Source organism: Nocardia sp. NPDC005998 (assembly GCF_040614395.1).
In the GTDB taxonomy this organism is placed as follows: Bacteria; Actinomycetota; Actinomycetes; order Mycobacteriales; family Mycobacteriaceae; genus Nocardia.
Window position 1 is genome coordinate 1 of record NZ_JBEXUI010000063.1, and the last position, 23,857, is coordinate 23,857.

General features: G+C 66.5%; 22 protein-coding genes and 1 pseudogene. 8 read left to right on the forward strand and 15 right to left on the reverse strand.

Going from position 1 to position 23,857, the window contains the following annotated elements:
• From ABZ293_RS40020 to ABZ293_RS40045, 6 genes are all read right to left on the reverse strand, one after another.
• Positions 1-1,799 (reverse strand): condensation domain-containing protein (locus ABZ293_RS40020; RefSeq protein ID WP_355189567.1); only part of this gene is annotated, 1,799 nt, incomplete at its 3' end.
• Between the two features lie 15 nt (positions 1,800-1,814).
• Positions 1,815-2,207: a DUF6875 domain-containing protein gene (locus tag ABZ293_RS40025; protein WP_355189568.1), complete on the reverse strand. Its 393-nt coding sequence runs from the start codon at positions 2,205-2,207 to the stop codon at positions 1,815-1,817.
• A gap of 425 nt (positions 2,208-2,632) precedes the next feature.
• Positions 2,633-3,793, reverse strand: coding sequence for an acyl-CoA dehydrogenase (locus ABZ293_RS40030; protein WP_355189569.1), 1,161 nt, complete (start codon positions 3,791-3,793; stop codon positions 2,633-2,635).
• Between the two features lie 159 nt (positions 3,794-3,952).
• The gene (locus ABZ293_RS40035) at positions 3,953-4,639 is read right to left on the reverse strand and encodes a TetR family transcriptional regulator (protein WP_355189570.1); all 687 of its coding nucleotides are present in this window, start codon (positions 4,637-4,639) and stop codon (positions 3,953-3,955) included.
• 270 nt (positions 4,640-4,909) lie between these two features.
• Positions 4,910-5,410, reverse strand: a complete 501-nt coding sequence (gene purE / locus ABZ293_RS40040) for a 5-(carboxyamino)imidazole ribonucleotide mutase (protein WP_355189571.1) — start codon at positions 5,408-5,410, stop codon at positions 4,910-4,912.
• Positions 5,403-6,578: a 5-(carboxyamino)imidazole ribonucleotide synthase gene (locus ABZ293_RS40045; RefSeq protein WP_355189593.1), complete on the reverse strand. Its 1,176-nt coding sequence runs from the start codon at positions 6,576-6,578 to the stop codon at positions 5,403-5,405. The genes purE and ABZ293_RS40045 overlap by 8 nt, the downstream gene beginning before the upstream one ends.
• Before the next feature lie 250 nt (positions 6,579-6,828).
• Between ABZ293_RS40045 and ABZ293_RS40050 the strand changes: the two are divergent.
• Positions 6,829-7,308: pseudogene (locus ABZ293_RS40050) on the forward strand (GtrA family protein); the annotation flags it as partial.
• Positions 7,309-7,367: 59 nt separating this feature from the next.
• On the opposite strand, the gene ABZ293_RS40055 reads toward ABZ293_RS40050, so the two are convergent.
• From ABZ293_RS40055 to ABZ293_RS40065, 3 genes are read right to left on the reverse strand one after another with little or no spacing between them, the layout of a single operon-like run.
• On the reverse strand, positions 7,368-8,684 hold the full coding sequence (locus ABZ293_RS40055; RefSeq protein ID WP_355189572.1) for a HAMP domain-containing sensor histidine kinase: 1,317 nt from the start codon (positions 8,682-8,684) through the stop codon (positions 7,368-7,370).
• A gap of 18 nt (positions 8,685-8,702) precedes the next feature.
• Positions 8,703-9,380, reverse strand: a complete 678-nt coding sequence (locus ABZ293_RS40060) for a response regulator transcription factor (protein WP_330252467.1) — start codon at positions 9,378-9,380, stop codon at positions 8,703-8,705.
• Positions 9,377-9,889 carry a PH domain-containing protein gene (locus tag ABZ293_RS40065; RefSeq protein WP_355189573.1) on the reverse strand — a complete coding sequence of 171 codons (513 nt, stop codon included), beginning with the start codon at positions 9,887-9,889 and terminating at the stop codon, positions 9,377-9,379. Before ABZ293_RS40065 ends, ABZ293_RS40060 begins: the two co-directional genes overlap by 4 nt.
• 307 nt (positions 9,890-10,196) lie before the next feature.
• Here ABZ293_RS40065 and ABZ293_RS40070 point away from each other — a divergent pair, with 307 nt between their 5' ends.
• Positions 10,197-11,150: an acyl-ACP desaturase gene (locus ABZ293_RS40070; RefSeq protein WP_355189574.1), complete on the forward strand. Its 954-nt coding sequence runs from the start codon at positions 10,197-10,199 to the stop codon at positions 11,148-11,150.
• 99 nt (positions 11,151-11,249) lie between these two features.
• Here ABZ293_RS40070 and ABZ293_RS40075 read toward each other — a convergent pair whose 3' ends face one another.
• Together ABZ293_RS40075 and ABZ293_RS40080 are read right to left on the reverse strand one after the other, a co-directional pair.
• A complete protein-coding gene (locus tag ABZ293_RS40075; protein WP_355189575.1) occupies positions 11,250-12,050 on the reverse strand; it encodes a biotin--[acetyl-CoA-carboxylase] ligase in 801 nt (266 codons plus the stop codon).
• A gap of 81 nt (positions 12,051-12,131) precedes the next feature.
• Positions 12,132-12,314 (reverse strand): hypothetical protein, encoded by a 183-nt coding sequence (locus ABZ293_RS40080; protein WP_355189576.1) that lies wholly within the window; start codon positions 12,312-12,314, stop codon positions 12,132-12,134.
• A 313-nt stretch (positions 12,315-12,627) separates the two neighbouring features.
• On the opposite strand from ABZ293_RS40080, the gene ABZ293_RS40085 reads away from it, so the two are divergent.
• The 3 genes from ABZ293_RS40085 to ABZ293_RS40095 all read left to right on the forward strand — a co-directional run bounded on the left by ABZ293_RS40085 (position 12,628) and on the right by ABZ293_RS40095 (position 15,374).
• Positions 12,628-14,268: an acyl-CoA carboxylase subunit beta gene (locus ABZ293_RS40085; protein ID WP_355189577.1), complete on the forward strand. Its 1,641-nt coding sequence runs from the start codon at positions 12,628-12,630 to the stop codon at positions 14,266-14,268.
• Between the two features lie 136 nt (positions 14,269-14,404).
• Complete coding sequence (locus tag ABZ293_RS40090; RefSeq protein ID WP_355189578.1) at positions 14,405-14,734, forward strand: acyl-CoA carboxylase subunit epsilon; 330 nt, start codon at positions 14,405-14,407, stop codon at positions 14,732-14,734.
• A 4-nt stretch (positions 14,735-14,738) separates the two neighbouring features.
• Positions 14,739-15,374: a nucleoside triphosphate pyrophosphatase gene (locus ABZ293_RS40095; protein WP_355189579.1), complete on the forward strand. Its 636-nt coding sequence runs from the start codon at positions 14,739-14,741 to the stop codon at positions 15,372-15,374.
• Here ABZ293_RS40095 and ABZ293_RS40100 read toward each other — a convergent pair.
• Positions 15,300-16,139, reverse strand: coding sequence for a transcriptional regulator (locus tag ABZ293_RS40100; RefSeq protein ID WP_355189580.1), 840 nt, complete (start codon positions 16,137-16,139; stop codon positions 15,300-15,302). The two genes, ABZ293_RS40095 and ABZ293_RS40100, sit on opposite strands and share 75 nt — an antisense overlap.
• A gap of 167 nt (positions 16,140-16,306) precedes the next feature.
• On the opposite strand from ABZ293_RS40100, the gene ABZ293_RS40105 reads away from it, so the two are divergent.
• From ABZ293_RS40105 to ABZ293_RS40115, 3 genes are all read left to right on the forward strand, one after another.
• Positions 16,307-17,221, forward strand: coding sequence for a sulfurtransferase (locus tag ABZ293_RS40105; protein ID WP_355189581.1), 915 nt, complete (start codon positions 16,307-16,309; stop codon positions 17,219-17,221).
• Positions 17,222-17,440: 219 nt separating this feature from the next.
• Positions 17,441-19,246: an acetyl/propionyl/methylcrotonyl-CoA carboxylase subunit alpha gene (locus ABZ293_RS40110; protein WP_355189582.1), complete on the forward strand. Its 1,806-nt coding sequence runs from the start codon at positions 17,441-17,443 to the stop codon at positions 19,244-19,246.
• A 78-nt stretch (positions 19,247-19,324) separates the two neighbouring features.
• Complete coding sequence (locus ABZ293_RS40115) at positions 19,325-20,275, forward strand: patatin family protein (protein WP_355189583.1); 951 nt, start codon at positions 19,325-19,327, stop codon at positions 20,273-20,275.
• A 24-nt stretch (positions 20,276-20,299) separates the two neighbouring features.
• Here ABZ293_RS40115 and ABZ293_RS40120 read toward each other — a convergent pair whose 3' ends face one another.
• From ABZ293_RS40120 to ABZ293_RS40130, 3 genes are all read right to left on the reverse strand, one after another.
• Positions 20,300-22,369, reverse strand: coding sequence for a protein kinase (locus ABZ293_RS40120; protein ID WP_355189584.1), 2,070 nt, complete (start codon positions 22,367-22,369; stop codon positions 20,300-20,302).
• 196 nt (positions 22,370-22,565) lie between these two features.
• Positions 22,566-22,868 (reverse strand): hypothetical protein, encoded by a 303-nt coding sequence (locus ABZ293_RS40125; protein WP_354958141.1) that lies wholly within the window; start codon positions 22,866-22,868, stop codon positions 22,566-22,568.
• A 147-nt stretch (positions 22,869-23,015) separates the two neighbouring features.
• Positions 23,016-23,666 (reverse strand): cutinase family protein, encoded by a 651-nt coding sequence (locus ABZ293_RS40130; protein ID WP_355189585.1) that lies wholly within the window; start codon positions 23,664-23,666, stop codon positions 23,016-23,018.
• Positions 23,667-23,857: the final 191 nt, after the last annotated feature.

The window sequence follows — 23,857 nt, forward strand, 5'->3', positions numbered from 1 at the left end:
GAGTAGCACCAGGCCAGCCCGATCGCGGGATGGATACAGAACAGCGGAGCCCGGCTCGCGGCGGTGCGGGCACGGATGGGCAGTATCGGCTCCAGCCGCGCACCGCATTCCGCCGCCATCTGTGACACCCGCGCACGCGGATTCCCGGCACCGATCGGCACGAACGCCGCACCCGATCGAGCCACCCCCCAGAACGCCAGCACCGATTCCATCGATCGAGGCAGCGCGACCAACACCGGCACCTCCGCACCGGCACCGAGCCCGATCAGCTTGCCCGCCAGCCGATTCGACAGCAGATCGAGTTCGCCATAGGACAGCGTCCGATCGCCACAGACCACCGCGGCCGCATCGGATCCCGCGGCGCGCAGTCCCGCCGCCAGCACCTCGGGCAACGTCCGCGCCGCCGGAGCCCGCGGCCCGCACACCGCACCGTGCAGGTGTCGCTCGTCGTCGAGGAAGTAGTCGAGATCGCGAACCGGCGTTTCCGGCGCGGCCGCGAGCATCGATTCGAACAGCCCGATGAACCGGTGATGGTGCCGGGCCAGCGAATCCGCGTCGTACAGTTCCGGATTGGCGGTGAAATCGACGTGGATCGGGCTGTGCGCGCCGTGCTGGTACAGGTTGACGAACAGGTCCTCGATCGGGCCCGAGGTCAGCACGTGCAGGGTGGTTCGGACACCGGTGAAATCGACCTCGGTCGGGAACACCATGATGTTGAAGACCGGTCCGACGAATCCCCGCCCGGGTACGGCATCATCGGAATCGCCGGTACCGTTCCGGATCTCCTCGTGCCGATACCGCTGGTGCCGCAGCGCCCCCGATAGCTCCAGCCGCACCGACCCGACGATATCGGCGACCGTGCTGCGATCGGTGACCTCGATCCGCAACGGCACCACATTGGCCAGCATGCCGCCCGAACGCCGCAGCATCGCGGTGGTCCGACCGGAGACCGGCAGGCTCAGCACCACATCCCGCTGACCGGTCGTGCGCGCGTAGTACAGCGCCAGCGCCGCCATGGCCAGTGCGGGCGATCCGACGCCGAAACGTGCTGCCGCGGTATCGATCCGGTGGGTCGTCAGCTCCGAAAGCTCGATCCGATGCTGGCGCCCGAGCGCATGGGCTGGCGCCACCGCGTCCACCAGACTGCACCGCCGCGGCATACCAGCCATTCGCTCGGACCAGTACGCGGCATCGGCCGCGAACCGCGTCGAAGTGCGATAGCTCATCTCGGATTCGTGCACCTCGCGCAGGCTCGACGCCGTCGCGGGCGGCGGCTCGACACCCGCCAGCTCCGAGTTGTACAGCTGCGCAATGCGATACAGTCCGCTCATCGAGCCGAAGCCGTCCGTAACGATGTGATGTACCCGCGTGTACCACAGCACCCGGTCGGCACCGACCCGCAGCAGCATCGATACCCCGAGCCGATCGCCGAGCAGATCGATCGGCGCGGCAACATCGGCGCGCATCCAGCGCAGCGCCTCGGCATCTGGATCGGCCGCGGACCGGAAGTCCAGATACCCGACCTCGGTCTCGATCCGGTGGTCGACAACCTGATAGGGCCGACCATCCAGCTCGATCAACCGCAGCACACCGGATTCGAACTCGCGCGCGGCCCGACAGCCCACCCGGATCAGCAGCTCGATATCGAGCGGCCCGCACATCTCGATGTACTGCGCCTCGTAGAGCGGTACATCGGGATCCAGCTGCTGGGCGTACCACATGCCCAGCTGCGCTGGTGAGAGCGGGAAAACCTGCATCCCGGGAGCCCTGGCCTTGGCGGGCGACCAGCCGTGCGCCATGACGAACCGCCCGGATCAGTCGCTTCGATGCGGTCCGGCGGGCACCGGTTTTCCGTTGGTACGGGCGAGCGCTTCGATCTCTACCTCCTCCGGTTCGAGCGGATGTGCGGTCGGCCCCGCGGTCAGCCTCGGCTCCATCGCATCGGAAGGCACCAGCCGAACGATTGACGGCCACGGATGCGCGCCGAATGCGCGGGCGACCCACATCAGGTCTCGGCGCATGGACGGTGTGACATACCGACAGACCGGCCCATCGCGACCCAACTCCTGGTTATCGGCCGTCAAATGGTCCTCGGCCCACATTCGGACCACGTCCAGCGCGCTTCTCGCGAATGGACATGACATTTCGGTCATGGACAGCGGGACCCAATTCATCCCCGACCGCGGCCCAATTACGATCTTGATCATGACCCCACCTCGTATTGTTTACGAAATAGAGTATCCCCCAATGATCGCTAGTTAAATAGGTAACGAAGCGCCCGAATTCCTTGGGCAACTTTTGCACAAAGTAGGGCGCAAGAAAGCGTAACGATTCGCCGATCAGATTCGACATAACTACGAAGACCATGCTCAGCGCATCGCAGGCCAGCGCATGAGGCTGCGCAAATTACAGTGAATTTCGGCCGAATCGGCCCGTTCCCTATTTCGCAACTCTTTATCCGCGATGCCATGTATCGAATCGCTGCTGCTGTGGACACGAACAAACAACCGAACGGCTTCGAAATTATTTAGACGCAAGACCGTGCCCCAAAATATTGGGGGTTTCGAGGGCATAAAAAAGACCGGGTGTTCCATACTCGGAAGAATTCGGAACACCCGGTCGGTATGAGCTGTCAGCCCCGCAGCAGCGCGCGCGACATGACGACGCGCTGGATCTGGTTGGTGCCCTCGTAGATCTGGGTGATCTTCGCGTCGCGCATCATCCGCTCCACCGGGAAGTCGGTGGTGTAGCCCGCGCCGCCGAAGAGCTGCACGGCGTTGGTGGTGACCTCCATGGCCACATCCGAGGCGAAGCACTTGGCAGCGGCGGAGATGAAGCCGAGGTTCTTCTCGCCACGCTCGGCACGGGCGGCCGAGGTGTAGACCATGAGGCGGGCGGCCTCGATCTTCATCGCCATATCGGCGAGCATGAACTGGGTGTTCTGGAAGTCGGCGATCGCGGTGCCGAACTGCTTGCGGTCCTTGGTGTACGCGATCGCGGCATCCAGCGCGCCCTGCGCGATGCCGACGGCCTGCGCGCCGATGGTCGGGCGGGTGTGGTCGAGGGTCTGCAGCGCGGTCTTGAAACCGGTGCCCGGCGCGCCGACGATCCGATCACCCGGCACCCGGCAGTTCTCGAAATACAGTTCGGCAGTCGGCGATCCCTTGATGCCGAGCTTGTGCTCGAGCGGGCCGACCACGAAGCCCTCGTCGTCCTTGTGCACCAGGAACGCCGAAATGCCGTTGGCACCCTTGTCCGCGTCGGTCACCGCCATCACGGTGTACCAGGAGGACTTGCCGCCGTTGGTGATCCAGCACTTGGAGCCGTTGATGACCCAGTCGTCGCCGTCCTGCTTGGCGCGGGTGCGCATGCTGGCGGCATCGGAGCCCGCCTCACGCTCGGACAGCGCATAGGAGGCCATCTCGCCGTTGACGATATCCGGCAGCACCTGCTTCTTGAGTTCCTCGGAGCCGTTGAGGATCAGACCCATGGTGCCGAGCTTGTTGACGGCCGGAATCAGCGAGGACGAACCGCAGACGCGGGCGACCTCTTCGATCACGATGCAGGTGGCGACCGAGTCCGCACCCTGGCCGCCGTAGGCCTCCGGCACGTGCACCGCGTTGAAGCCCGCGGCGGTCAGCGCGGTGAGCGCCTCCTCGGGGAAGCGGGAGTTGCCGTCGACGTCCTTGGCGTAGGGGGCGATTTCCTTCTCCGCCAGTCCGCGGATGGCCGCGCGTAGTTCGTCGTGGAAGTCCTCCAACTGGAACAGGTTGAAGTCCGGATTTCCCGCCATGGGGGCACACTCCTGGTTTGTCGGTCGTGATGGTGCCGGGTCGATATCCAGCGCTCGGCACTCAGTGCCATCTTCTGGTCAAGTATACGTCCAGAATGCGGCGTCAAGTGCAGTTACATCATGGCACTGAGTGTCAGATAGTGCATACTATGATTCCGGTCACAGGCTGCCGAGCTGCCTGGTCACCAGATCGGCGACCTGCCGCGGGGGCATATCCCTCGGGAACACCGCGACCACCAACTCCCCGGCGCCCGGCCCCCGGCCCGCACCGCGCGGAATCGCCGCCAACTCCACCCGCAGATCCGCCGCCCCCGCATCCGATTCACCACGCACCATGCGCCGCAACAGGTAGTTGTGCGTGGCCGTCACCGCGGCCGTGAACTGCACCCGCGCCAGATCCGGCACCTCGGGCAGGCGCTCCCGCAGATAGTCGGTGAACAGCCGCTCGTACCGGAATACCGTCACGATCTCGCGCTCGCGCAATGCTGGCACCCGCCGCACCACCCGGTACCGCCGCTCGGCGATCTCGCGCCACTGCGTGAACCGCTCGAATACCTGCACCACCGCGACACAGACCGCCTCCCACGGATCCCCCTGCGCCGCCGCCAAGAACTCCGCCGCCTGCGCCAACTGCGATTCGTGATCGGCGAAGATCACGTCCTCCTTCGAGCGGAACTGCCGAAAGAACGTCCGCCGGGAAATCCCCGCCGCCTCCGCGATCTCATCCACGGTCGTCGCCTCATACCCCTGCTCAGCGAACAACCGCAGTGCCTGATCCACGACCGTCAGCCGAAACCGAGCCGTCTCGTCGCCATTGCGCGGCCGCCCACTCTCATCAGTCACCACGCGATCACCGTACTGAGCCCCGTCGACCGCATGTGGTCGACCTGCGCGAGGCAAGCGACATTTCGACTGGTCGGGAAGCACTGCTGAACAGTTCGCCCGACCTCCGAGGAGTATCCGCATCGCACGGAGCCCGCGCCGCCGCTGACAAACCTCACCGACCGCGGACCGGGACTCCTGACATGCGTGCCGCCCGAGATCACGACGATGTACCGAGCAGCCGCGAGAGCGCAGGCTTGTCGAATCGGTCGCCGCGCTCCAGGGGCGGCCCGGTCAGCCGAGGAGTTTGGCGCGGAGGGCTTCGTCCTTTTCCAGGACCATTGTTTCGAGACCGGCCTGGAACTGTTCCATGCGGGTGCGCAGGGCGGCGTCGTGGGCGGCGAGGATGCGGACCGCGAGTAGGCCCGCATTGCGGGCGCCGCCGATGGAGACGGTGGCGACCGGGACGCCCGCGGGCATCTGCACGATGGACAGCAGGGAGTCCATGCCGTCGAGGTATTTGAGGGGGACGGGAACGCCGATCACGGGGAGCGGGGTGGCGGAGGCGACCATACCGGGCAGGTGGGCCGCGCCGCCGGCGCCCGCGATGATGACCTGCAGACCGCGGCCGGCCGCGTCACGGGCGTAGTCGAGCATGCGCTGGGGAGTGCGGTGGGCCGAGACGACGCCGACCTCGAACCGAATATCGAACTCCGCCAAGGCAATCGCGGCGGCCTCCATGGTCGGCCAGTCGGAGTCGCTGCCCATGATCAGGCCAACTTGCGCATTACTCACCGTGGGGATCCCATCCATCGGTCCAAATCGCGTGCGACATCCAATGCGCCGCGCGCTCGGCCTGCTCGCGCACCACGGCGACATTGTCGCCGAGCACGTTGATATGCCCGATCTTGCGATCCGGACGTTCGCTCTTGCCGTACAGATGCACCTTCGCCTGCGGCATTCTGGCGAAGAGGTGGTGCAGCCGCTCGTCCATCGACATGGTCGGCGCCTCGGGCGCGCCGAGGATATTGGCCATCACGGTGACCGGGGCCAGCGGACGGGTATCACCGAGTGGATAGTCGAGCACCGCGCGCAGATGCTGTTCGAACTGGTCGGTGCACGCGCCGTCCATACCCCAGTGCCCGGAGTTGTGCGGGCGCATGGCCAGTTCATTGATCAGGATCGCGCCGTCCGTGGTTTCGAAGAGTTCGACCGCCATCGCGCCGACGACGCCGAGTTCGCTGGCCAGGTTCAGCGCGAGCGTCTCGGCCCGGGTGGCCAGTTCGTCGCTCAGGTCCGGCGCTGGCGCGATCACCACGGCGCACTGGCCGTTGCGCTGCACCGTCTCCACCACCGGCCAGGTCGCGGCCTGACCGAACGGCGAACGGGCCACCATCGCCGACAGTTCGCGCTCGAGGTCCACCTTGGCCTCGGCGAGCAGTTGCACACCGTGCGCGAGCTGATCGGCCACGATCGTCTCGGCCTCGGCCGCCGACTCAGGCATCCAGACGCCGCGCCCGTCGTAACCGCCGCGCACCGCCTTCAGCACCACCCGCCAGTCGTGCTCGGCACCGAACCGCACCGCGTCGGCCACCGAGGTGACCGAGGTGAAGGCGGGCACCGGCAATCCGAGTTCGGACAGTTTGGTCCGCATGGCGAGCTTGTCCTGCGCGAAGACCAGTGCGCGCGGCGGCGGCTGCACATTCACGCCCTCGGCGACCAGCGCCTCCAGATATTCGGTCGGCACATGCTCGTGGTCGAAGGTCAGCGCATGCGAGCCGACGGCGGCCTTGCGCAGCGCGGCCAGATCGGTGTGACTGCCGAGCACGACCTCCGGGCTCACCTGGGCGGCCGGGTCGTCCGGACGCTCGGCGAGCACTCGTAGCCGCTGGCCCAAGGCGATGGCAGCCTGGTGCGTCATGCGCGCGAGCTGACCACCACCGATCATGGTGACGGTGGGCATGGCGGCAGGATCGAACGAACGGCGGGGGCTCACGCCTGCACCTCGCTGACGCTCGGCTCCGGCGTGCCCCCTTGGGGGCTGTGTTGATGGTTCGCTCGCTTCGCTCCCTCACAGCCTGCACCTCGCTGACGCTCGGCTCCGGCGTGCACCCCATGGGGGCTGTGTTGATGGTTCACTCGCTTCGCTCCCTCACGTCGTGCAATCTTGTCATGTCCAAGTGCCGGGATTCGTACCGGTACACTCGGGCCTTGTGTCATTCGTCGACGACGTGGTCAACGTCCTCCCCAAGCCGCTGCGGGAGATCGCGTACCGCCACCACGAGCTGATCAAATTCGCCATCGTCGGCGCCACCACCTTCATCATCGACTCGGGCATCTTCTACGTGCTCAAGTGGACGGTCCTGGAGACCAAGCCGGTCACCGCGAAGATCATCTCCGGGGTGATCGCGGTCATCTGCTCCTACATCCTCAACCGCGAGTGGTCGTTCAAGAACCGCGGCGGGCGCGAGAAGCATCACGAAGCGCTGCTGTTCTTCGGTGTCAGCGGTGTCGGGGTGGTACTGAGCTTCATCCCGCTATGGATTTCCAGCTACGTCTTCGACCTGCGCCAACCCGATGTGAGCTTCACCGTCGAGAACATCGCGGACTTCATCAGCGCCTTCATCATCGGCAATCTGCTGCAGATGGCCTTCCGCTACTGGGCGATGCGCCGCTGGGTGTTCCCGGACGAAATCAGTGAGCTGGTCGAGGAGATCGAAGAGATGCTCGAGGAAGAGCAGCTCGGTCGCAGCTAGCGCGGCTCCGGCACCTGCGCGCCATTGGACGTGCGCGGCGGCGACGCACTGGATCCCAGGAACATCGCGAACAGCGCGGGCCGGCGCCGCTGCAACTCCAGCCGTCCACCATCGGCCTCGACGAGCGCCCTGGCCAGGGCCAGCCCGACACCGGTGGATCCACCCGCCGAGAAGCCGCGATCGAAGATGTGCGGCGCGAGTTCGTCACGCACACCATCGCCCTCATCGGCCACCTCGACCACCACCAGCGGTTCGCGATCGCTGACCGTGCGCACGGTGCGCACCGACACCGTGCAGGTGCCGCCACCGTGCATCAGCGCATTGTCGACCAGCACGGCCAGTGATTCGCGCAGGCGGGATCCGGTGATCGGGGCGCGCAGGGATTCGTCGCCGATCAGTCGCAGTGTGCGGCCCGCCTCGGTGAACGGATGCGACCACTCCTCGACGACACCGCGCAATTCATCCATCACCGGCACCGGATCGCGGTCGGCGGCATCCTCGTCGCGCGAGGCGCGGACCAGATCATCGATGGCATCGGTGAGCCGGTCGACCTGCGCCATCGCTTCCTCGGCCTCGTGTACCACGGCCGGATCGGAGTGCGCGGACAGCTCGTCGAGCCGCAGGCGCACCGCGGTCAGGCGGCTGCGCAGCTGATGCGAAACATCGGCGACCAGCGCGTGCTCGCGCTGCAGCCGCCCGGCGATCTCGACGGTCGCCGAATCGAGCACATCGGAGACCCGGTCCAGTTCGGAGATCCCGTGCCGACGCGGATCCGGCCGGAAGTCGCCCATGGCCAGCCGTGCCGCCCTGGCCGCCACATCACGCAGCGGATCGGCGACCCGGCGCGCGGTGATCATCGCCACCGACACCGCCGCGCCGAGCGAGGCGAGCACCGCGAAGGCCACCACCGCGACGGCCTGGATCTGCATCATATGCATCGGTCCGGACGGGATCTCCAACCGCAGCGAGCCCTTTGTGCCCATGGACAGCGATTCGACCAGTGGGTCTTCGATCTTCTCCGCACCGATATCGAGCCGGGACGCATTGTCCTGCGGCGCCGGATAGATGATGGTCAGCCTGCCGTCCTTGGGGATCAGCGGCCGCACCAACCGGGTGTCGAGTTCGCCGAGCACCATGCCGTCACCGCGTTCCTGGGCGATGATCTCGGTGGCGATCCGCTCCAGCCGGTTCTCCAGATCACTGCGGGTAATGTCCTCGACCCACAGCCACGCGGTATAGATCAGCGGAACGCCGAGCACCACCGTGGTGATGGTCAGCACGGTGAGGATCGATCGCAGAATTCTGCGTCTCATATCAGTTGCGCCGCACCATCAGTCGGTGTTCAGACGGAAGCCGACCCCGCGCACGGTGACAATGCGCCGCTCCGCCATCGGGCCCTCGTCGCCGATCTTGCGGCGCAGCCAGGACATGTGCATATCCAAGGTCTTCGAACCGCGCAGTTCGGCGTCGCCCCATACCTCGCGCAGGATCGTCTCGCGCGGAACCACCTGGCCCGCCCGATCGATCAGCACCTTGAGCAATTCGTATTCCTTATTGGCCAAACCGACTTCGACGCCGTTGACCAGCACCCGTCGCGCGGCCGGCTCCAGCCGGATGCCGCCCACCTCGACGGCCTCATCGCCGATTCCACTGCGCCGCAACAGCGCTCGCACCCGCGCGAGCAATTCGGCCAGCCGGAACGGTTTGCCGACATAGTCGTCGGCGCCCGCGTCCAACCCGACGACGAAATCCACCTCGTCGGTGCGCGCGGTGAGCATGAGCACGGCCAGATCGGCGCCACGGGCACGGACCTGACGGCATACCTCGAGCCCGTCCATACCGGGCAGGCCGAGATCGAGAATGAGCAGATCGTGATCGCCCTCGAGGGCCCGTTTCAGCACCGCGGGCCCGAAACGCTCGACGGTGACCGAATAGCCCTCGCGCCCCAGCGCACGCGAGAGCGGTGCGGCGATGGCCTCATCATCTTCGGCCAGCAGTACGGCGGTCATTGACCCAGATTATCGCGCGACTGTTCGAATACCTGGTGGTACAGCAGCGCATGCACCTGCTGCACCTGCGGAATGTCGTCGTATTCGAGCGGTTCCTCCGAAGACGAACCGATGATCAGGGTGCCGGTGCCGAGCAGCCGATCGAACAGACCGTGCCGGAATTGCACGCTGGAAATCCGGCTCATCGGGATATCGATGCCGGTGTGGGTGAGCACACCCTGACGGATCAGCACCCGCCGGTCGGTCACGATGAAATGCGTCGACTTCCAGCTGATAACCGGTGCGGCACAACGCCATACGAGGATGCCGAGCCAGACCACGAGCACCACGATCAGCAGCACCGAACGATTCGTGCCCTCGGCCTTGCGCGAGATGAACCCCCCGGCGAATCCGGCCAGCGCGGTGGCGACAATGAGCGTCACAATCGGCCAGAAGAGCATTTTCCAATGCGGATGACGATGGAGTATCAACTGCTCGTCCGGGGCGAGCACCTCCTCCGGATAACCCATGACGGAACCCTACCGCGAGAACACGCCCGAAAGCGTGGACAATGACGCGTGCCGTGCTGCACAATCGTCACCTCGCCGCATCGGTGGCTCGAGCGCTTCTCGAGTCAGCTCGAGTTTCGGCACAGGTTCACCTCATACCGTAGCGACTGCTTGCAGATCGCTCGAAACGACCAGCCTCGACCCGACGGCAGCCGCTCGACCCGGCTCTGCCCGTTCGACCAGCTCTCGTTTTGTTCTGCTCAATGCCCTGCCTGTGAAAAGACAAGTCCGGCTTGACAAGACGTCGATTACGACCGTGGAGGCGTGTGTGACCAGGGATCTGACCCAATTGGAAATCCTGACCGAACTCGAACCGGTGGCCGAACAGAATCTCAACCGCCACCTCTCGATGGCCAAGGACTGGCACCCGCACGACTACGTCCCATGGGACGAGGGGCGCAACTTCGCCGCAATGGGCGGTATGGACTGGGCACCGGAGCAGTCCAAACTGAACGAGGTCGCCAAGGCCGCCATGATCACCAATCTGCTCACCGAGGACAACCTGCCCTCCTACCACCGACTGATCGCCGAGCACTTCTCCCAGGACGGCGCCTGGGGCAGCTGGGTGGGCCGCTGGACGGCCGAGGAGAACCGGCACGGCATCGTCATGCGCGACTACCTCGTGGTCACCCGCGGCGTCGATCCGGTCGCGTTGGAACAGGCCCGCATGACCCATATGACCCGCGGCGTGCCCTCGCCCGAGGGCGGGGCCGGATTCCTGGTGAACGTCGCGTATGTGACCTTCCAGGAGCTCGCCACCCGGGTCAGCCACCGCAATACCGGCAGGGTTTGCGATGACGCGATCGCCGACCGCATGCTGCAGCGCATCGCCGCCGACGAGAACCTGCACATGATCTTCTACCGCAATATGTGCGGCGCGGGCCTGGACCTGGTACCCGACCAGGCCATGGCCGCGATCACCGCGATCCTCACCAACTTCGTCATGCCCGGCTACGGAATGCCGAACTTCCGCCGCAACGGCGCGCTGATGGCCAAGCACGGCATCTACGACCTGCGCCAGCACCTCGAAGAGGTGGTACAGCCGGTGCTCAAGAAGTGGAACGTCTTCGAGCGCACCGACTTCGGCGCGCGCGGCGAGCAGGCCCGCGAGCAACTCGGCGCATTCCTGGCGAAGCTGGAGAAGGATGTGCTCAGGTTCGAAGAACAGCGCGACCGCCTGCTCGCCAGGGCAGCGGCACGCGGCGCCATGCAGCCCGTCTGATCCGAACATCGGTGCCCGGCAACAGGTTCCGGCCCAACCAGCCGCACACCCTGTCGGGATCCGCAGCTCCACAAGGGTGCGCCGCTCGGTCGGTGCGGATCAGCAGTTGGCGCGCAGATGGGTGACGTCGGCGGCGGACACGGCGTGGTCGCCGATCAGGAGGCGGCCCGCGGTGTCGATGTCGGCGGCAATGCCCTCGATGGTCTGGCCGCCCGGCAGTTCGGCGCGCACAAGGGCGCCGAGGGTGGCGCACCGGTCGCGGTAGCCGCCGATCAGGTCGGTGGTATCCCAACCGGCGTCGCGCCACGCGGTGAAGCGGCGGGCGAATTCGGCCAGCAGTGACTGCACGAGCTCGGTGCGGTCGGTGACCTTCGCACCCGCCAGCGCGAGCGAAGTGGCATGCGGCACCGGCAGTTCCGCCTCGGTGAGATCGACGTTCAGGCCGACCCCGACGACAATGGCGGGTGCCCCACCACCGGAGGCGACTTCGGCCAGGATGCCCGCGACTTTGCGGCCATCGATCAGCACATCGTTGGGCCACTTCAGATTCGCGTCCACACCGGCGCTCGCGCGCAGTGCGTCCACCACCGCGACGCCGGTGAGCAGTGGCAGCCAGCCGAGCGCCGACGGCTCGATGCCGCGCAGCCGCACCAACAGCGACATCGCTATCTGCGCGCGCGGCGGGCTGATCCAGGTCCTGGCATGCCGCCCGCGGCCCTGCTCTTGGGTTTCCGCGAGCAGAACCACGCGATCGGCATCGGCATCCCCGGCCCGGGCGATCAGGTCCGCATTGGTGGACCCGGTCGACTCCACCACATCGATGTGAGAGAAGAACGACAGCTCGGGCAACTCGATGAGACTGCGCCGCAACTGCTCTGCATCCAATGGTGGCCTGTGCACACCGGCAGGTTACTCGGTACGCACCGACCTGCCGCGATAGGTCGACGCCGTCGCTATCGCGGCAGGTCGCGAAGGTCGTAGCTATCCGCAGAGGTCGTATTCGACGGACTCCGCCGTGGCGGGGCTCTCCTCCGCCGTGGCGGACTCGGTGGCCTCAGCCCGGTGCTCCGGCTCGACCACGGTCGGTTCGGTGCGCACGGTCTGCCAACCGGTCCAGGACGCCGCCGACGCGTATTCGGCGGTACTTCGACTCCACTCCCACATAATTTCCCTCCCCTCGGTCAGCTCAGTACGGCTCAGGTCGCCATGCGCGCGGTGCGCACTCGCCTCCGATCGAACATTTCTCGGACCTCCCCTCGGTCGAATTACTGACGCCCCCAGGCTATCTGGGCACGAGAACGACCCGCCACCGATTTTCCCGGCGCTGGACACTTCACAAGCCCGCCCCGGTTCGCTGATCAACCAGGATGTTTGCGGCCATTCGCATAGCGGAACATGATCTAGCTGGGGTTTTTTACTCACCGGTAAGCGACACTCGGTTAGAGCGAAGCACTGGCACTGGTTACACTCCGGAGCCATGACGAGTGTCCAGCAGCAGCCCGCATCGGAATCGGCGGGCACCCCCGATATCCACACCACCGCTGGGAAGCTGGCTGACCTGCGTAATCGGCTGGAAGAAGCGCAGCACCCCATGGGTGAGGCCGCGGTCGACAAGGTGCACGCCAAGGGCAAGATGACCGCCCGCGAGCGCATCCTCGCACTGCTGGACGAGGGCTCGTTCGTCGAGCTCGACGCACTGGCCCGCCACCGCAGCGTGAACTTCGGCCTGGAGAACAACCGGCCGCTCGGCGATGGTGTAGTGACCGGCTACGGCACCATCGACGGCCGCGACGTCTGCATCTTCAGCCAGGACGTCACGGTCTTCGGCGGCAGCCTCGGCGAGGTCTACGGCGAGAAGATCGTCAAGGTGATGGACCTGGCACTCAAGACCGGCCGGCCGCTGATCGGCATCAACGAGGGTGCGGGCGCGCGCATCCAGGAGGGCGTCGTCTCGCTCGGCCTCTACGGCGAGATCTTCCACCGCAACATCCAGGCCTCGGGCGTCATCCCGCAGATCTCGCTGATCATGGGCCCCGCCGCCGGTGGCCATGTCTACTCCCCCGCGCTGACCGACTTCGTCGTCATGGTCGACGGCACCAGCCAGATGTTCGTCACCGGCCCGGATGTCATCAAGACGGTCACCGGCGAGGACGTCACCATGGAGGACCTGGGTGGCGCGCACACGCATATGACGAAATCCGGTGTCGCGCACTATGTCGCCTCCGGTGAGCAGGACGCCCTCGATTACGTCAAGGACCTGCTGAGCTACCTGCCGAGCAATAACCGCGCCGAGGCGCCGCGCTTCCCGGCCACCGATCCGATCACCGGCGCCATCGAGGATTCGCTCACCGAGGAAGACCTCGAGCTGGACACGATCATCCCGGATTCGCCGAACCAGCCCTATGACATGCACGAGGTCATCCGTCGCCTGCTCGACGACGACGAATTCCTCGAGGTGCAGGCCGAGCGCGCGATGAACATCATCGTCGGCTTCGGCCGGGTCGACGGCCGCAGCGTCGGCATCGTCGCCAACCAGCCCACCCAGTTCGCGGGCTGCCTCGATATCGACGCCTCGGAGAAGGCCGCGCGCTTCGTGCGCACCTGCGACGCCTTCAACGTCCCGATCATCACCCTGGTGGACGTCCCGGGCTTCCTGCCCGGCACCGGCCAGGAGTACAACGGCATCATCCGGCGCGGCGCGAAGCTGCTCTACGCCTACGGTGAGGCCACTGTGGGCAAAATCACCATCATCACCCGCAAGGCCTACGGCGGCGCCTACGACGTCATGGGTTCCAAGCACATGGGCGCCGATGTGAACCTGGCGTGGCCGACCGCCCAGATCGCCGTCATGGGCGCCTCGGGCGCGGTCGGGTTCGTCTACCGCAAGCAGTTGCAAGAGGCCGCGAAGAGCGGAAACGATGTGGATGCGCTGCGCCTGGAGCTGCAGAACGAGTACGAGGACACCCTGGTGAACCCCTACGTCGCCGCCGAGCGGGGCTATGTGGACGCGGTCATTCCGCCCTCGCACACCCGTGGCCAGATCGTCTCGGCACTGCGCCTGCTCGAGCGCAAGATGGTGACGCTGCCGCCGAAGAAGCACGGCAACATTCCGCTGTGATCAAGCGATAGCCTCGATGGGCCGCGCACACTGGTTGTAGAGACACAATGAGTGAATTCGACGATGATGGTCGCTTGCTCCACATGACATCGCGTTGGGCATGGGCTCGATCGATTTAGAGAGAGGATCTGGCACTGTGACGACCGTGGCAGAAGAAGACGTGTTGACCGCCGCCGAACTGGATCTCACCGTCGACCCGATCGCGGACGTGGTCGAGGTGGTCGCATCCGCGACGACCCCTGCCGCCGAGGCGACCGAGCAACCGTTCATTCGCGTCATCAAGGGCGCGCCGTCCGATGAGGAAGTCGCGGCGCTCGTCTGCGTGCTGTCGGCGGCCGCGAATAGCGGCAGCGGAAGCCGACCGAACGGTCCGTCCGATACCTGGGGTCGCCCGACGCTGATGCACCGCGGCACCTCGCCGTTCTCCCCTTACGCGTTCCCACAACTGTCACACCTGCGCGACTGATCGGATGACGAGACTCGTTCTCGCCTCCGCCTCGCCCGCCCGCCGCGAGGTGCTGCGCTCGGCGGGCATCGACCCCGTCGTCCGGATCTCCGATGTCGACGAGGACGCCATTGCCGCGGCACTGCCGCCCGGCACGGCACCTGAGGTCGTCGTCGTCGAGCTGGCGCGGGCCAAGGCCAGGGCGGTGGCGGCGACAATTCCGGACTTCGCCGCGGATTGCGTTGTGGTCGGCTGCGATTCGATGCTGCTGGTCGACGGCGAATTACAGGGCAAGCCCCACACGCCCGAGGTGGCGCGCTCGCGCTGGGCCGAAATGGCCGGGCGCAGTGCCGATCTCATCACCGGCCACTGCGTACTGCGGCTACGGGACGGCGAGGTCACCGCCGAATCCGTCGATTGCAGTTCCACCACAGTGCATTTCGCCAAACCCGACCCCGAAGAGCTGGACGCCTACATCGCGACCGGCGAGCCCTTGCAGGTGGCTGGCGCGTTCACACTCGACGGCATGGGCGGCTGGTTCGTCGATCGCATCGATGGCGATCCGTCGAGCGTTATCGGAATCGGATTACCACTGCTGCGCCGACTGCTTGGCGACGTTGGGATCGGCATTGCGCAGCTGTGGAGCCATTCGGCCCGCTGACGGCGGCGCGATCCGCGGCTCGCCGGGGGCCATCCGCGGCTCCGCCCCGGACTCCGCGCCGATCGATACCGGCGCCACCTCGCGGTCGTGCTCCGGCTCCCGCGGCACGCCCTGGTTGCGCCGGGCGTCGTGGGCCATGAGCTCCAAACGGACCAGACAGAGCTCCGGCTCGACGAACGGGTGCAGCCGGACATTCACCTCGCCGCGCGCGCCATTGCGGTCGAGAACTTCCTTGATCAGGCCCAGATGCACACCGCACACCACTTCGGAGTGGGTGCGTGCGAGTTCACGCAGCGGGCAGGCGGTCAGCCGGACCAGCACCTGATCATTGGTCTCGGCGGCCGGATCGCGCTCCGGGGCGAAGCCGAGCTCGGAGAGCAGCGTGATGGTGACGTCCTTGGCGTCCTCCAGCGATTCGACCGCGTGATCGCCCGCATCGAGCTTGGCGCCCCAGGCGCGTCCGGCGGCGACGGCCGCCTCGGAGCGGCGCCGCGGATCGGGGCCGAGTTGATCGGCCAGTACCTGGGCCAGCTCCTGATAACCGACCGATCGCTGCACAGCGCTATAGCCGATGCGCGGGCGGCCGCGGCCGCGCGGGGGCTGCTGGAACTGCCGCACCAGCGATTCCCTGGTGAGTACATCCAGATGGAATCGAACAGTGGTGACGTGCTGTCCAGTGATTCTGGCCAGTTCTTGGGCATCGAGAGGTTCGCTGGCGCCACGTAGGATCGCGAGCAGTCGACGCCTCGGCCAAGAATCGGACATAGCTCACCCCTCCTCCCGGGAGACTTTATCGGATGAGGGTGCGATTTATTCGCCCATTCAGCCGATTTGTGATCTGAAACGAGTTTCCCAAACGCCTCACACCTAACATCGCCGTGAGACCCGAACCGCTATAACCACCCGTCTACCTCGTGTGAAGGACCCATATCGTGCCCGTTGCCCCGGACCCTCATCCCGCTTTCGGTTCTTACGCACATCCTCACCGACTAGTAACCACAGAGTGGCTGTCGGCAAACATCGGCGCGCCGGGACTGAAGATCATCGAATCCAATGAGGACATACTGCTCTATGACATAGGGCATGTTCCAGGCGCCACCAAGATCGATTGGCGGGGCGACCTGAATGATGCGGTTACGCGTGACTATATCGACGGGGCCCGGTTCACCGAGTTGATGCGCGCCAAGGGCATCGAGCGCGACGATACCGTGGTGATCTACGGCGATCGCGGCAACGCGCAGGCAGCGCACGCCTGCTGGGTCTTCACCCTGTTCGGGCATCCGGATGTGCGGCTGCTCGACGGTGGCCGGGACGCGTGGATCTCCGAGGCGCGCGATACCACTTTCGACCCGCCCTATCTCACCCGCAGCGAGTATCCGCTCGTCAGTCGCGACGACGCCACCGCGCGCGCGTTCCGCGAGGACGTGCTCGCGCATCTCGGCAGACCGCTGATCGACGTGCGCTCCCCCGAGGAGTACTCCGGTGAGCTGATCCAGCCGCCGATCAATCCCGAGGATGCGGCATTGCGCGGCGGGCATATTCCTACCGCGGTCAACATCGCGTGGACCGAGGCCTTCCATAGTGACGGCCGCTTCCGTTCCCGCGCCGAATTGGACGAGATCTACGGCGCGCTGGCGACCGCCGACGATCTGGTGGTCTACAGCCGGGTCGGCGAGCGATCCAGCCACACCTGGTTCGTCCTGACCTATCTGCTCGGCCTCGACGGCGTGCGCAATTACGATGGCTCCTGGACCGAATGGGGCAACTCGGTGCGCATGCCGATTGCCAAGGGGTATGAATCCGGCGACGCACCCGCGGGCAGTGCCCGCAAGGTACGCACCAGGTAGTCCCGATTCGCCTCCGGCACACCTGATCGCCGAATTCGATCCGTGGATTCGCGGGCCACCTCCCCCGGCCCCACGCCACCGCCGACGAGGTGTGATCCACGACCTACTGTTGAGTAGGGCTATCCGAGTTCGGGCTCTGTTGGCAGACTGCCTACACTCGCCCCAGACGTAAGTTTGTCGACCACGGGGCGACCAAAAAGATTGCTAACAGGAGGCTCAGTGCCCAGCCATGCCAGCGCGCGGATATCGAAGGTACTCGTAGCTAACCGAGGCGAGATCGCCGTTCGCGTGATCCGGGCGGCCAAGGATGCCGGTATCGGCAGCGTCGCGGTATACGCGGAGCCCGATGCCGATGCCCCATTCGTGAAGCTCGCCGACGAGGCCTTTGCCCTCGGTGGTCAGACCTCGGCCGAGTCCTACCTCGTATTCGACAAGATCCTCGACGCCGCGGCCAAGTCCGGCGCCGACGCCATCCACCCCGGCTACGGATTCCTTTCCGAGAACGCCGACTTCGCCCAGGCCGTCATCGACGCCGGGCTGATCTGGATCGGCCCGTCCCCGCAGTCCATCCGCGACCTCGGTGACAAGGTCACCGCGCGCCACATCGCCGAGCGCGCCAAGGCGCCGATGGCCGCTGGCACCAAGGATCCGGTCAAGAACGCGGCCGAAGTGGTCGAGTTCGCCAAGGAGTACGGCGTACCGGTCGCGATCAAGGCCGCCTTCGGTGGTGGTGGCCGCGGCATGAAGGTCGCGCACTCCATCGAGGAGATTCCGGAGCTGTTCGAATCGGCGACCCGGGAGGCGATCGCCGCCTTCGGTCGCGGCGAATGCTTCGTCGAGCAGTACCTGGACAAGGCTCGCCACGTCGAGGCACAGGTCATCGCCGACAAGCACGGCAACGTGGTGGTGGCGGGCACCCGTGACTGCTCGCTGCAGCGCCGGTTCCAGAAGCTGGTCGAGGAGGCGCCCGCGCCGTTCCTCACCGACGATCAGCGCGCACGCATCCACGCTTCGGCCAAGGCCATCTGCCGGGAGGCCGGTTACTACGGCGCCGGCACCGTGGAGTACCTGGTGCAGGGCGACACCGTGTCGTTCCTCGAGGTGAACACCCGTCTGCAGGTCGAGCACCCGGTCACCGAGGAGACCGCGGGCATCGACCTGGTGCGTCAGCAGTTCCGCATTGCCGAGGGCCACGCGCTGGAGATCACCGAGGATCCGACGCCTCGCGGGCACTCCTTCGAGTTCCGGATCAACGGTGAGGATGCCGGTCGTGGCTTCCTGCCCGCCCCCGGCCCGGTCGCGGTCTACTCCGAGCCGAGCGGTCCCGGTGTGCGCGTCGACTCCGGTGTGGTGCAGGGCAGCGTGATCGGCGGTCAGTTCGACTCGATGCTGGCCAAGCTGATCGTCACCGGCGAGAACCGTGAGCAGGCGCTGCAGCGGGCCCGGCGCGCGCTGGCCGAATTCCACGTCGAGGGGCTGGCCACGGTCATCCCGTTCCACCGCGCAATCGTCGAGGATCCGGCGTTCATCGGTGACGGCGAGAAGTTCGACGTCTACACCAAGTGGATCGAAACCGAGTGGGTCAACAACGTCGAGCCGTACACCCCGGCCGGTGTCACCGAGACCGAGGACGAGGAACTGCCGCGGCAGAAGGTCGTCGTCGAGGTCGGTGGGCGTCGAGTCGAGGTGTCGTTGCCCGGTAACTTCACCGTCGGCGCCGGTGCCGAGGGTGCGGGCGGCAATGGCGCCGGAGTGATCCGCAAGAAGCCCAAGCCGCGCAAGCGTGGCGGCGCCGGTGCCGGTGCGGCCTCCGGTGACGCGGTCACCGCGCCGATGCAGGGCACTGTGGTGAAGGTCGCGGTCGAGGAGGGCCAGTCCGTCGAGGCGGGCGATCTGATCGTGGTGCTCGAGGCCATGAAGATGGAGAACCCGGTCAACGCGCACAAGGCGGGTGTGGTCACCGGACTGTCCGTCGAGGCCGGTGCGGCCATCACCCAGGGCACCGTGCTCGCCGAGATCAAATAAGTAAACAGCTGGCGAAGACCGTTTCGGAGCGGGCGCTGGACGACGACGTCCGCGCCCGCTCTGTCGTATCGTGGTCCGGTGACCAGCTCTGCCGTCGTGCCCACCGCCGCGGACGTCATCCGCGGCCGACGTGAATCAGCAAGCCGCGCCGACGGATATCGCCTCGCCCTGGTCATCGAGGGCGGTGGCAGCCGGGGCGTGTACTCCAGCGGAATGGTGCTTGCGCTAGAGGAACTCGGGCTGGCCTCGATCTTCGACGCCGTGTACGGCACTTCGGCGGGCGCGATCAATGGCGCGTGGTTCCTGTCCGGGCGAGCGCTGTCCGGCATGCGCGCGTGGACCGATCCGGTGATCATGCGGCGCGCGGTCGATCCGGCTCGGCTGCTGCGCGGACGTCCCGCCTTCGACCTGGACTACCTGGTGCACCAGGTGTACGACGGCATCGAGCCGATGGACTTTCCGGCGATTCTGGCCAACGCCACCACCTTTCACCCGATCGGCACCGATATCCGCTCCGGGCGCGCGGTCGACCTGCACCGCCACATCATCGATAAACGCACCCTGATGACCGCGCTGCGGGCCTCAGCGGGGCTGCCGATACTCGCGGGACCGCCGGTGCCACTGGGCGATGCCGAGTACCTCGACGGCGGGCTCGCCGAAACCGTGCCTATTCGCACTGCGGTTCACGACGGTGCGACGCATGCGCTGGTGCTGCGCACCCGGCGCACCGATGAACAGCGCCCGCCCGCCTCCCGTTTGCATCGGGTCGTCGGGGGCGGCTATCTGCGCGTGCGCGCCCCCGGGGCCTACCGTGCGTGGCTCCAGCGGCCGCACCAGCAGTCCATCGAGGACCGCTTCCTCACGGGTCTCGGGGACGCGGCGCTCCAGATCCACCCACCCCTCGGCTCCCCGAATATCGACAGCGCGGCACGCGATACCGCCCTGCTGGCCGAGGCACTGACCATTGGACGTCAGGCTGTGCATGCGTCGATGGCGGCTCTGATCGATTCGGCCGACAGCGCGCGCTGAACGCTGACCAGCTTGTGGCACAGGTCAATTCAGGTGAACGGTGACGCCGTTGGAGAGTATGAAGTCGTGTAGTTCGAGCTGGCTCGGGGTGGCGTCCGGTGGGACATCGAAGACCAGTTGGGTGGTGGCGGACTGGCCGGGCTGCAGTTCGAAGGAGTAGTTGTAGCGGCGTTGGGTGTTCTGCCACATGCTCGCGATGGCATTGTGGTCGACCTGGCGGCCCTGGGTATCGACGAGACGTTGTCCGACGGGCAGGAACCACTTCGGCTCGTCGGAGATATTGCGCACGGCAACCGTGACGACGGAGTAGGTACCGCCCGCATTCTGCAGCCCGATCCGCGAAATCCCGGAATCGACCGCGGTGACCACGAATTCGAATTTGCCATCCCGCACCGGGGTATTCAGGCCGGCGACCCCGGGAGCGGGCGGTTCGGCCGATTGCGCGGTGCCAGCATCGCGCACCGCGGCGGACGGATCGGCCGTGCGCGGACCGCCGCCACTGCCGGTATTGCCGAATGCGACCAGCGCCGCACACCCAGCCGCCAGCATGAAGGGGGTCAGGAACATGACGACGAGCGCGCCGATCACCCTGGATAGGAAGGACTTACGCCGTGGTCGACGCCGTGCAACCCGGCGCGCGGGCGGGGCGATCCAGGGACGGCGCTGCGAGACCGTCCAGCGGGGAGCCACCGGGATGCGCGCTGCCCGCTTCGGTTGCGGCACCGCCCGTTCGGCCGCCGACGGCGGGCGGACGAGCGATCTCGGCGGTACCGCGGCACGATGCGGCGACCACGGCGAATTCTGTTGCGGCGCAGCACTTCCCGCTGGGGCAAAGGGTGGAGCTGGGTCCAACCGCGTCGCCACCAGCGTCGGCGTCGGACCGGGTTCCGGCAACACCTTGGTCGCCGCAAGCGGCTTCGGCGATGACTTGACCAGCGGCACCGGAGATGGCTGCGGTACCGCAGCCTGCATGTGCGGGTGCGGCGAATGTGCCTGCGGAGTGTGCGGCGGCGCGGTTGTCCGCTGTGCCACCAGGGTTGGCCGAGCCGATGGCTGCCCCGGCGCGCCTAGCGACCCGGCGGCCGCTGCCAACGGCTGATCTGACACGCTGCGCCGCCCAGCCGACCGACTCGACGCAGCCCGTTCGGCCGACGCACCCGACTGCCCGGCGGACGGTTGACGACCCGAAGGCTGTGCCGATGCGGCCAGCGGCCGGCCTGACGCGGCCGAGGGTGCTGCCGGTTCGGCCCTTGACGATTGTGCGGCGGAATCGTTCGGCAGGCGGGACAGTGCGGTTGCCGCATATGCCGCGGCGGCGAACTCGCGTGCCGTCGGATAGCGCGCGGCCTGGTCCTTGGCCATGCCGCGGGCGATGACCGTGTCCAATTCCGCGGGTACCGCCGGGTTCACCGTCGACGCGTGGGGTGGGGCGGTCATCAGGTGGCCGTGCATTTGGCGGGCCGGGTCGGTGTCACCGTAGGGGCGGCGGCCGGTCAGGCATTCGTAGAGGACGCAGGCAAGTGAGTAGACGTCGGAGCGGGCGTCGACGGTGCCATTGAAGCGCTCCGGTGCCATATAGGCCCAGCTGCCGATGGCCATTCCGGTGGCGGTGACGGACGTCTGGCCCAGGCTCTGGGCAATGCCGAAGTCGATGAGATACGCGTGCCCGCCGGTGCCGATCAGGATGTTCGACGGTTTGACGTCACGGTGGATCAGCCCGGCCCGATGCGCGGCATCCAGACCCGAGGCCACCTGCGTCACGAAGTCCGCGGCCGCGGTGGGTGTCAATGTGCCGACCCTGGTCAGCATTTCGGCCAGGTCGATGCCATCGATGTACTCCATATCGATGAACAACCGGCCGTCGAGCTCCCCGAACCCGTGAATTTTCACGATATTCGGATGCCGCAGACTCGACCCGAGCCGCGCCTCCCGCTCGAACCGCTGCCGATACTCCGCATCGGCGGCCACCTGCTCGGCCAACACCTTCAGCGCAACCGTGCGCCCGGTGTCGGTATCACACGCCAGCCATACCGCCCCCATACCGCCCCGCCCGAGTAATCGGTCGAGCCGGTACTTTCCGAACTGTTCCCCCATCACTGACCTCCCGGTGGCCGCGCCGTTGCGGAGTGGGGCGGCAACCCGATCGAAACCGCATCGCCCGAACCTATCCCGACCCTAGCCCCGCCCCTCCCCCTCGAACAGTGTGACTTCCCCTACGTACTCCTACTCAGGAGACACCCCAGACCTCGACGCAACTGTCCCTAGCGCAATCCGGTCCCCGAGCTACTGGCTAATCAACCTCGTTCAGGCGCACACTGACGCTGACACGGCCCTTATCGTCGCGTCGCGCGACGGCGTGCCCGGATCGTTCGGCGCCGTCCAGCCGCAGCGAGATGGGGCCGCCCGCGCCGAGAAAGTTGCGCCACCACGTCTTCTGGTCCGGCAGGGCCACAGCGATGGTGATCTCGTCGCCAGCGCGTCGAAAGCTCACCGGTGTGCTGATGGTGCGCCCGGAACGTCGGCCGACATAGGTGACCTCAGTGATCGACCGGCCCAGCCGAGGTCCGATCCACGGTGCCTTGGTCAACGCCATGATCCCCGCGTTGAACCCACGCGCAACCGGTCCCAGCACCGCTTTGAGTTCCATCGAATCTCCTGATCATCGAATGAGCATCGAGCACCAAACTAGCGAAGTCGGGCAGCGATGGCGGCATACACCTCATGCGGAGCAGGAAGGATGCTAGAGGTGCGCGGCGCTGAATCCCACTGCGGCGCCGATGAAATCCTCGTAGCGGGCGTGCGCAGTGGGGTCGACTCCCCCTCCGCAGACCGGGTCACCGGCCACACAGAAATCGGCGGTGCGGTTCAGGTACTGGTCGGGAACGCTCGACCCGATCAGGCGCAGCGGGTCACCGAAGAGCAGTACGACGGCCACCCGGTCGACGAGATCACCGGGCAGCTGCGTGACGCCCGGCAGTCCGGCGACGATACCGGTGCCGAGTACGGCGTGTACCACGCCCGCGCCCAGCGAGTAGCCAGCCAGGATGAACTCCTCGTTCGGACATGCCGCGGCCTGGTCGGCGACGTGCGCGACCAGATCGGCGCTACCGGTACTCACGGACGACAGATCCGTCGGATTCGCAGGGTAGTTCACCGGATACGCCCGCACGCTCATCGGTAGCGCCGCCCGCATCGCGGCGTACAGCCGATCACCGACGAAGGTTCCGAGATACCCGGGTTCCTGAGTTCCCCTGGCCACCACCAGGTCCACCGCCGCACACGATTGTGCCGCCGCGTGCGGAGCGAACAGGATGCTCGCTGCGACCAGCAAGACCGCGAATGCCGATGCCATTCGCCAACTCTTGAACGGACCCACCTTTCGGTTGCCCATCTTCCTCACCTCTCACGCCGTTGTGAGAAGTGCTTCCTCAGCCCTCACGTCACTGTGCGGCGCCGAGTGACACTTGTCAGAGACAAATAACAATGTACTCCGCTACGAGGGATGGTGGCGGCGTCAGCCACCCCGCGCTCGAGCCCACCAAACGCGGCAGGACCAGGGCGCACCCGGCCGCTCGTTCCGGT